Source organism: Psychrobacillus insolitus, from assembly GCF_003254155.1.
In the GTDB taxonomy this organism is placed as follows: Bacteria; Bacillota; Bacilli; order Bacillales_A; family Planococcaceae; genus Psychrobacillus; species Psychrobacillus insolitus.
The window spans coordinates 1-8,869 of the sequence record NZ_QKZI01000020.1 but is presented as its reverse complement, the minus strand read 5'-3'; the positions used below and the strand labels follow the sequence as shown (position 1 = coordinate 8,869).

Annotated in this window: 10 protein-coding genes, 2 rRNA genes and 1 pseudogene; 9 read left to right on the top strand and 4 right to left on the bottom strand. The window is 38.7% G+C overall.

The window, feature by feature from the left end; all coding sequences use genetic code 11:
- Positions 1-113 precede the first annotated feature (113 nt).
- Positions 114-229, top strand: a 5S ribosomal RNA gene (gene rrf, locus C7437_RS16560).
- A 322-nt stretch (positions 230-551) separates the two neighbouring features.
- On the opposite strand, the gene C7437_RS16555 is transcribed toward rrf, so the two are convergent.
- The 3 genes and pseudogenes from C7437_RS16555 to C7437_RS17295 all read right to left on the bottom strand — a co-directional run.
- Complete coding sequence (locus C7437_RS16555; RefSeq protein WP_245909334.1) at positions 552-1,343, bottom strand: IS3 family transposase; 792 nt, start codon at positions 1,341-1,343, stop codon at positions 552-554.
- Between the two features lie 41 nt (positions 1,344-1,384).
- Positions 1,385-1,519 (bottom strand): hypothetical protein, encoded by a 135-nt coding sequence (locus C7437_RS17375; protein WP_281269983.1) that lies wholly within the window; start codon positions 1,517-1,519, stop codon positions 1,385-1,387.
- A 26-nt stretch (positions 1,520-1,545) separates the two neighbouring features.
- Positions 1,546-1,626, bottom strand: a pseudogene (locus C7437_RS17295) (recombinase family protein); the annotation flags it as partial.
- Between the two features lie 242 nt (positions 1,627-1,868).
- Here C7437_RS17295 and C7437_RS16545 point away from each other — a divergent pair.
- The 7 genes from C7437_RS16545 to C7437_RS16515 all read left to right on the top strand — a co-directional run bounded on the left by C7437_RS16545 (position 1,869) and on the right by C7437_RS16515 (position 7,612).
- On the top strand, positions 1,869-2,267 hold the full coding sequence (locus C7437_RS16545; protein WP_111441088.1) for a riboflavin kinase: 399 nt from the start codon (positions 1,869-1,871) through the stop codon (positions 2,265-2,267).
- A gap of 21 nt (positions 2,268-2,288) precedes the next feature.
- The gene (locus C7437_RS16540; protein ID WP_111441087.1) at positions 2,289-2,585 is read left to right on the top strand and encodes a hypothetical protein; all 297 of its coding nucleotides are present in this window, start codon (positions 2,289-2,291) and stop codon (positions 2,583-2,585) included.
- A gap of 112 nt (positions 2,586-2,697) precedes the next feature.
- Complete coding sequence (gene sfnG, locus C7437_RS16535; protein WP_111441086.1) at positions 2,698-3,783, top strand: dimethylsulfone monooxygenase SfnG; 1,086 nt, start codon at positions 2,698-2,700, stop codon at positions 3,781-3,783.
- Complete coding sequence (locus tag C7437_RS16530; protein WP_111441085.1) at positions 3,780-4,958, top strand: acyl-CoA dehydrogenase family protein; 1,179 nt, start codon at positions 3,780-3,782, stop codon at positions 4,956-4,958. The genes sfnG and C7437_RS16530 overlap by 4 nt, the downstream gene beginning before the upstream one ends.
- Positions 4,959-4,971: 13 nt before the next feature.
- Complete coding sequence (ssuD, locus tag C7437_RS16525; RefSeq protein WP_111441084.1) at positions 4,972-6,096, top strand: FMNH2-dependent alkanesulfonate monooxygenase; 1,125 nt, start codon at positions 4,972-4,974, stop codon at positions 6,094-6,096.
- A gap of 427 nt (positions 6,097-6,523) precedes the next feature.
- Positions 6,524-7,264: a hypothetical protein gene (locus C7437_RS16520; protein ID WP_111441083.1), complete on the top strand. Its 741-nt coding sequence runs from the start codon at positions 6,524-6,526 to the stop codon at positions 7,262-7,264.
- Positions 7,265-7,288: 24 nt separating this feature from the next.
- On the top strand, positions 7,289-7,612 hold the full coding sequence (locus C7437_RS16515; protein ID WP_111441082.1) for a WD40/YVTN/BNR-like repeat-containing protein: 324 nt from the start codon (positions 7,289-7,291) through the stop codon (positions 7,610-7,612).
- A gap of 352 nt (positions 7,613-7,964) precedes the next feature.
- Here the strand turns inward: C7437_RS16515 and C7437_RS17290 are convergent, their stop codons facing one another.
- Positions 7,965-8,180, bottom strand: a complete 216-nt coding sequence (locus C7437_RS17290) for a hypothetical protein (protein ID WP_245909333.1) — start codon at positions 8,178-8,180, stop codon at positions 7,965-7,967.
- A gap of 598 nt (positions 8,181-8,778) precedes the next feature.
- Between C7437_RS17290 and C7437_RS16505 the strand changes: the two genes are divergently transcribed.
- Positions 8,779-8,869: ribosomal RNA gene (locus C7437_RS16505) — 16S ribosomal RNA — on the top strand; the annotation flags it as partial.

Sequence of the window (8,869 nt, the reverse complement as noted above, 5' to 3'; positions counted from 1 at the left end):
AAGCGTGGCGACACGTGCAGCTGACGAATACTAATCGATCGAGGACTTAACCAAATAATGAATACGTAAAATTAATGTCTTTTATCCAGTTTTGAGTGAACAAGCACTCATTGTCTAGTGACGATGGCGAAGAGGCCACACCCGTTCCCATCCCGAACACGGAAGTTAAGCTCTTCAGCGCCGATGGTAGTTGGGGGTTTCCCCCTGTGAGAGTAGGACGTCGCTAGGCACTATAAAAAAAGGTAGTTACCGAGAAATCGGTAACTACCTTTTTTTGTTGTTTAGAAAACAGTTTCTATGTCAAATGTAGGGTGAAGAAAACTTCACTTCACCTTAACCAACATGGGTTTTCTCGATTAAATAACTCTATTTGCTATCCCTTGATACTAAAGGATTATACTTAAATAATTTTGGTAGGTAATGTCTAAGCCGAGCGATTAAGGGGTTTTAAGTATAAAAAAGAACAAGTATTTGGTATGTCAGCACTAAATCAACCAACTTTTTTAAGAAAAGAAATTTTGTACTCGATCGTACTTAGATAGCCTAGCGTACTATAGGTAATGAATGTTATTGTACCAATTGACGTAATCAAAAAGGTCAAGAGACAGCTGCTCAAGGATAGGGTAGTGCGATTCGTTGATTAGTTCTATTTTTAATATCTTAAATGTCGCTTCTGCCACTGCATTATCATAAGGGGTGCCCTTTCGTCTAAGGGATCGCTTAATCTTGTATTCGTTTAATAGCTCGTCAATTCCAACGTTCTTGAACTTAGATCCACGGTCCGTATGAAAGACTTTCACTTGTCTAAGTGGATATTTTACCCATGCTAAGGGATGTTTAACTAGAGTTGTGTCTTTTTTCTCTCCGACGCTATACCCAACGGATTCTCGATTATACAAATCGATTAAAAAGCATATGGAATTCCAGTGGTTATCAACTTTCACATACGTTAAATCACTTACTAGTAAGGACATTTCTTTGTCTACTTGAAATTCTCTATTTAACACATTACGTACAGACTCTTCATTTGGTGGGATGGATATTGGTTTATAAGAAGCTTGCGTATATTTCGACGTAATCCCAAGCTCTGCCATTAATCGACCGATCCAGCGTCTAGAAACGGTTTGGTCAGCTTTTTGCAGGGCATCTTTTATTCTTCTCGTTCCATATACTTCGCAATTATCATGGAAAATCACCTGTATTTTTTCTTTTAATCCTTGTTCTACCGCGAGCTTTTCTTGTTCTTTTTGAGCCGCTATTCCGGTGTCATGGTAAAAAGTTCTACGAGCTATTTGAAGGACTTTACATATGTGACACCTGCGATTACTCGGTGTAGAAAAGATTGCTGATACCGAATATCTGTACTGATTTTGCTCGATTACATTTATCTTCGTCCCGAGACCCTTGCAGCTTGCTTAAAAATATCTGCTTCCATTCCCAGTTGCTTATTTCTCTTACGTAAGCCATTTAACTCTTGCTCTTCTGGAGGTTGATTATCTTTCTCTGTAAAAGATTCCAAACCTTTCAAGTCCACCAGTTGCTCTTAGATCGTCCTTCGATTAAATTACGCTTAAATTCAGAGAACGCTGCGAACAGGTGAAACATCAGTTGGCCAGTAGTATTACTTCAATCCTGACAAATTTTCATCTGATTTACAGATGGGGATTATTTGTATTTGACGTTCGCGAAACAGTGCCATAAATATCCTTTTTCAAATACTACTTGACTACTAGGGATAGTTGGTATTATAATATTCACAATTATAAGTTTAAAACCGACTAGACAACTAGAGGCTTTCAAAGTATGTATTACATACTTAGAAGGCCTCTTTCTTTTCCGGAAAAACATTTTGAAGTAGGAGGTTAAATATGCACGCTTTACGTCAGTATAATGAACGCTTTATTGTGGGCCAAGTAGAAAAAGGGAAACAACTGGGACGGACGATTGGTTTTCCTACTGCAAATTTGAATCTAGTAGAAAATTTCACTTTAGAGAATGGTGTTTACGGTGTTTATGTATATCATCAATCACAAAAATATTTGGGGATTATGAATGTGGGGAATCGGCCTACGTTTGATGATGGAGATCATCAAACGTTTGAAGTGCATATGTTAGATTTTGATGAATGCATTTATGATGAAAATTTAATAGTAGAAATGATGTTTTATATTCGAGGAGAAAAAAAGTTTAACCAATTGCAAGAGTTAATCAATCAATTACAAATGGATGCTTTTTATACCCGCAAACAATTTCATTTACTTAAATAAAATGTGAGGCTAAAGAAAATTATGGGAAATTTTGAGGAAATGTTCCACTTACCAGATTTACAGTTTATTCAGTTTTGCGAACAACAATTTTCTTTGAATAAAGGGATTTATAATACGATTGACAGTTGGTTTTACAGCAAGGGGTTAACCGACATTATATTTAGAAGAAGGGTTATGTTGCAGTTTATATTCGTTAATTGTTCAGGGGAAGCGAAAGTGAAATTTGGACCCGGCGGTTTAACTAAAAAATTAGAATTTTTTTTAGCATCACATGAAAAGAATACTGCAAGCGAATTATTTGTTACTGACAGTCTTTAATCATAAGTTGAATGTGGGGTTTATTGGATAATAAGTTCCCTGGCTGACTGGGTACCCGGAGGCACTAAGCAATACGAAATCATATGGGTTTTTAAATAAAAGGAGGATATTCATGAATTTACAATTTGCCTATTGGGCACCGAACGTTAGTGGGGGTTTAGTTATCTCAAAACTGCAACAAAAGACAGGCTGGACATTTGACGACAATGTACGTTATGCAGAAATTGCCGAAAACAACGGCTTTGATTATGTCCTATTGCAAACACGTTTTTTTGCGAGCTATGGCGCTGAGTTGCAGTTAGAGGCAGCTACACTAGCATCTGCACTGGCTGCTAAAACAGAAAGACTCAATATCATTACTGCTGTACTACCGGGTCTTTGGCATCCTGGTGTCATGGCGAAAATGATTTCAACAATCGATCATATTAGTCAGGGCAGAGTTTCTGTCAATATCGTCAGCGGTTGGTTTAAAGGCGAATTTACCGGTTACGGAGAACCGTGGCTTGATCATGATGAAAGATACCGTCGCTCTGAAGAATTTATTCGCGTATTAAAGGAACTTTGGACAAAAGAGTATGCGAATTTTAAAGGTGATTTTTATTCGCTAAATGATGCACAGCTAAAGCCCAAACCAGTTGTACAACCAAAAGTATTCCAAGGTGGAAACTCTCGTGCCGCAAAAGAAATGGCAGGTAATGTATCGGATGTGTACTTTATGAACGGCAACACATTTGAAAATATTCAAGCGCAAATCGAAGAAGTTCGTGCACTGCGTAAAGCCAATCATGATAAACCTATCCAATTCGGTGTGAATGGCTTCGTCATTGTCCGTGATACTGAAGAAGATGCAAAGCAAGTTCTACGCGATATTATAAATAACGCAGACAATGATGCAGTAAAAGGCTTCAAAGATTCTGTCAAAACAGCTGGAGTCGCGTCTCCTGAGGGCAAAGGTATGTGGTCAGATGCTTCAGATGAAGATTTACTACAATATAACGAAGGATTTAAAACCGGTCTGATTGGGACGGCAGAACAAGTGGCAAATCGAATTATTGAACTGAAAAAAATTGGTGTAGACATTGTGTTAACGGCCTTTTTACATTACGAAGAAGACTTAAAAGCGTTCGGTGAAACAGTGATTCCACTTGTCCGTGAAAAAGAGAAAGCTCTTACACTATCTACAGGTATCGTTCGATGATAGCTGAAACTAAAAGTGCTTTACAAGATGTGGTCGCCTCACTTATAGCGGAAATTTCAAAAACAGCGAGTGAACGCGATAAACTAGGTGGTACGGCCAAAAAAGAGCGTGATCTTATTAGAAAAAGTGGGTTGCTTCGTCTTGCATCACCAAAGGCGTATGGTGGGGAGAAGGCAGATTGGTCAACGATTCTACATATTACACGTGAAATTGCCAAAGTAGATAGCTCCGTCGCTCATTTATTCGGTTATCACTTTTTATGCCTCGCATCGGTTGAATTATACGGCACGGCAGAACAGGTGTCGCATTTTACTAAAGAAACAGCAGAAAATGATAATTTCTGGGGAAATGCATTCAACCCACTTGATATACATGTAAAAGCCAAAAAAACAGCAAATGGCTGGCTTGTGCAGGGTAAGAAAAGCTTCTGCTCAGGAGCAACGGATTCGGACCGTTTACTTATTTCTGCGCAAAAAGAGGATGGCTCTGGTGTTGTAATCGCAGTTATCCCTTCGATTCGTGAAGGGGTAATTATCGGCAACGATTGGGACAGCTTCGGTCAGCGCCAAACTGATAGCGGCTCGGTTGAATTTCATAACGTAGAAGTGAAACATTCAGAAGTATTAGAAGCCTTTCAAATAAACGACGACAATGTATTCGCAACGGTACGTACGCATATTGCGCAGTCGATTTTAATTCACGTGCTGCTTGGCACAGCTGAAGGAGCTTTCGATGTAGCAAAAGAGTATACGAAAACGCAAACGCGCCCGTGGGTCACTTCAAACGTTGACACTGCGGCTGAAGATCCGTATCACGTATATAACTACGGTGAGTTGTTCGTGAAATTAAAAGCAGCGGATGCACTAACGAAAGTTTCAAACGAAGTGCTAGACAAGACTTGGGCATTAAAACACGAAGTTACATTTGAACAACGTGGTGAATGTAGCATCGCTGTTGCGACAACAAAAGTACAGGTCGTGCAGACTGCATTAGATGTGACAAGCCGCATTTTTCAAGTGATGGGTGCTCGTTCAACTTCAGCACAATACAATTTCGACCGTTACTGGCGCAATGTACGCACACATACATTACATGACCCAATTGATTATAAAATTCGTGATATCGGTCAGTATACATTGAATAATATATATCCTGAAATTTCAGCATATTCATGAGGAGGAAATAATAGTGGAAATTTTTTGGTTCATCCCAACAAACGGTGATTTTCGCCAGTTTAATAATAGTGAAGGTTCACGTCCTGCAACGTACAATTACTGCAAACAGATCGCGCAAGCAGTAGATGATTTAGGTTATACGGGGGTGTTACTCCCAACTGGGAAAACGTGTGAAGAAGGCTTTATTGTTGCATCGACACTAATTCCGTTAACGGAAAAGTTAAAGTACTTAGTAGCTGTACGTCCAGGTCTAATGTCACCAAGCTTTGCGGCACGTATGTCTGCAACGCTTGACCGCTTTTCAAACGGTCGTTTACTTATTAACGTCGTAGCTGGAGGAGATCCAGTTGAAATGGCGGGCGAAGGGGTCTTTTTAGACCATGATGAACGATACGAATTAACAGACGAGTTTTTAACAATTTGGCGCCAATTATTTACGGAACAAGAAGTAACCGTAGAAGGAGATTATTTACGTATTGAAGGGGGCGAATTACCGTACCCAACTGTACAAAAGCCGTATCCACCCCTTTATTTTGGAGGATCTTCACCAATTGCATTGGACGTAGCTGCAGAGCATGTTGATGTCTACCTAACATGGGGGGAACCACCAGCGCAGGTGGAGAAGAAAATCAAAAAAATGCGTGAGCTAGCGGCTGCAAAAGGTCGTACATTAAAGTTTGGTATTCGTCTACACGTCATCGTCCGTCCAACTGAAGAAGAGGCTTGGGAAGCAGCTAACCAGCTAATCGAATATGTGGATGATGAAACAATCGCACAGGCGCAAAAAGTATTTAAACGTATGGACTCAGAAGGCCAACGCTTAATGTCGAGCCTTCACGAAGGTGATCGAGCGCGATTAGAAGTAAGTCCGAACCTTTGGGCAGGGGTTGGTTTAGTTCGAACAGGTGCCGGTACAGCACTTGTAGGCGATCCAGACACCGTTGCAGCACGTATGAAAGAATATGCAGATTTAGGGATCGAAACCTTCATCTTATCGGGGTATCCTCATTTAGAAGAAGCGTATACAGTAGCGGAGTTGCTTTTCCCTAAATTACCAATTGAACAAAAAGATACTTCAAATGAGCGTGTATTCCTTAGTCCATTCGGTGGTGACATTAAGCCAGTTGGAGTTAAATAAAAGATTCAGGTAGCCGTTGAGAATAAAAAAGGATTACCTCATACTATCAATAAATTAATTGATCTTCGAAGGATGTATGAATTACGGGAAAAAATTAGAGGCATACCAATTACTATCCGCTTATCGAGCCCACACAAACCAACATTTGTGTGGGCTTTAAACGCTTGGTTTTGTCTATTTACTCGTAGATGCTTTTTTATTTGTGTAAAAATTAACCTATGAAAGAGTGGCCGAATAAATCAAATTGTTGAAGTAAGCTTATCACTGATTCTGCACTTTGAAATAGAAATTTTTTTGTATCAACTCTAATCATTTGCGATACAATATATGTAAGAATATTCAATCTATATCATTTTTGCTATTTGATTTTTTAGAGAACCTGCAGGATAAGACAAAGATTGGATGGATGTTAAAAGGAGCTAGTTACATGAAAAAATGGATAGGAATCTCAATTGTCCTACTTGTGGTAGTTTTATATTTCCTTTGGCCAAAAGCAAGTTTAGACGGACCAATTGTGGTGTCTGCGCAGATTGATGAGTTAGCTAAGACGATTACCATATCTTATATTACAACGAAAAACGATAAAACGTATTTAATGGAGGTAGCAGTAGACGAAAAAGAATTTTACCCAATCCGTACAGACGGCAACTGGGACGGTGAGACAGAAACAACGGGTGTGCTTGTAACGCAAAATGGTTATGAACTGCGTGAAGATGTGATCAAATTGACAGAAGAGGAACTTACGTATTTCGATAAGTATACAGGTGGTGCATTACCTGTGGATATTTCGTATGAAAACTACGCTCCAGTTGAAACAATTCTTATTGTGCTACGAGCAGATGAAACCGCAGAGGGTGTAGTAGAGGAAGACAGGCTTCGTTATACATTTACTGCACCCGATGCGATGTCTATTAGTTCAATTGGGCATTACGATTCGGTAGCGTTTCTTTCGTATTCACAAAATGGAATTGAGCCAAAGATTCTGTTTAAAATGGAGCAAGGAGATACGATTGATCTTTTCTTCAGTAATCCGTATAAGATGGGCACGCGAGACTCACTTCTACTAGAGATTGAGACAATCGAGGGAAAGCAATACATGAGACATCTTGAAGTAACTGCGCAGCTACCAGACGGCTATTTAAAACAAATAGCAGAGGAACATCAATAAGTAATGGAGATACCCAAGTACTAATTGAAAATAGCTATATTCTTGAAGGAAATTGAGCTGCATTCTTATATTGTATTAATCTATTCAAATGATCAAGGCAAAACGTGGGAGGAATCATTAGTTACGGAACCCTTCCCAGTCATGCGTTTTAGAAAAGTAGACTTTCTAAATGAAAATTTTGGATATATCATTATTTCCGGTGATCGTACAATGTCACAAGAGGCTTCACATGTCTTTTTAACACATGTTGGTGGAAAAAGTTGGGAGGAAACCAACAATTCCGGGGTAACGAGATTGATTTCAATTGAAGTGTTTAATGCTAAAGTGACACGTACTACCTATCACTAAGAGTAATTGTTTGGTGATAGGTAGTGCGTGTCACTGAAAGAAAACTAATGAAATTTGTATACAGTAAAAATTTCCCGGTCTAATAGTATCTTATGCAATGAATAGCAAACAGTGATTTTTAGTAAAATAATAGTACAATCAGATGAATCAAAATAGGTAAGTACCATATTACTTCCCAATTTATCTGAACATCCTTTTTAGCTGGGAGAAGTAGTTGAAAAAGCATCATCTTATGGGTAATAAAGGTCTTTACGTAAATAAACATCTCGGTGCGTGAGTGTTTCTTCCTTAAAGCGTAACCAAATTTCATCATCTGCCATCATCCATCCACATCACGTTAAATTTCATATAATCAATCATAAGTGTCCTTACCTTCGATGAATAAACGGTCAAATACAGGATCACGTAATTGGGAAAGTAGAACTTCTTTAGCGCGTCCAAAGTTAAGAGAAGTAGCATCCAACTTTGCTAATAAAGCTTTTTTATTGGTAAATGCCGGTCCTATATAGAGTGCCAATTGTTTTGAAAAGCTGGCATTAAACGGTTTTGCTTTGACTTTTCTTCTCAAGATTGTCAGCGATTTTCCAAGTGCATAATCCTTTTCATCCGATAAAAAGTTCAGACCACTTTATGCATCCGTTACGAGCGTTGTGCATGAAAGAACTAGGGAGGCTAAAATCTCTGATTGCTCCTCGTCACCTCGTGCATTTTGTTTTACCCATTTATCGAAAGTAAGCCATTTCTATTGGTCGCCTTTACGGGAGGTACTAATCATACGTGTAGCATCAGGGGATTTGAATGATTTCCATGTGATCACAGCGGTTTATTATGAGTTTCTGCTATTAGGAATTAAAAGAAAAAACTTGCTAAAGTATTTAGAGGGTGTTATGATTAGCTCCTGTCGTTTTAACTATTAAATTTCTTAAAAACGAAATTAAAAAGTTGTTGACAACGGTATTGTAATTTGTTATGATATTAAAGTCGTCAAAACGACGTAACAAAATGAACATTGAAAACTGAACATGCAAAACGTTAAGAAATACAGCTTATTGACTAACTTCGGTTAGCTCGATAGCAAAACATTTTTGACATCATTTAATGATGATGCCAGCAAAACAAAATGAGCTTTTAAACTAGTTCTAATTTGTTGAGTTTTATACTCAACTATTATGGAGAGTTTGATCCTGGCTCAGGACGAACGCTGGCGGCATGCCTAATACATGCAAGTCGAGCGAATGATGAAGAAGCTTGCTTCTT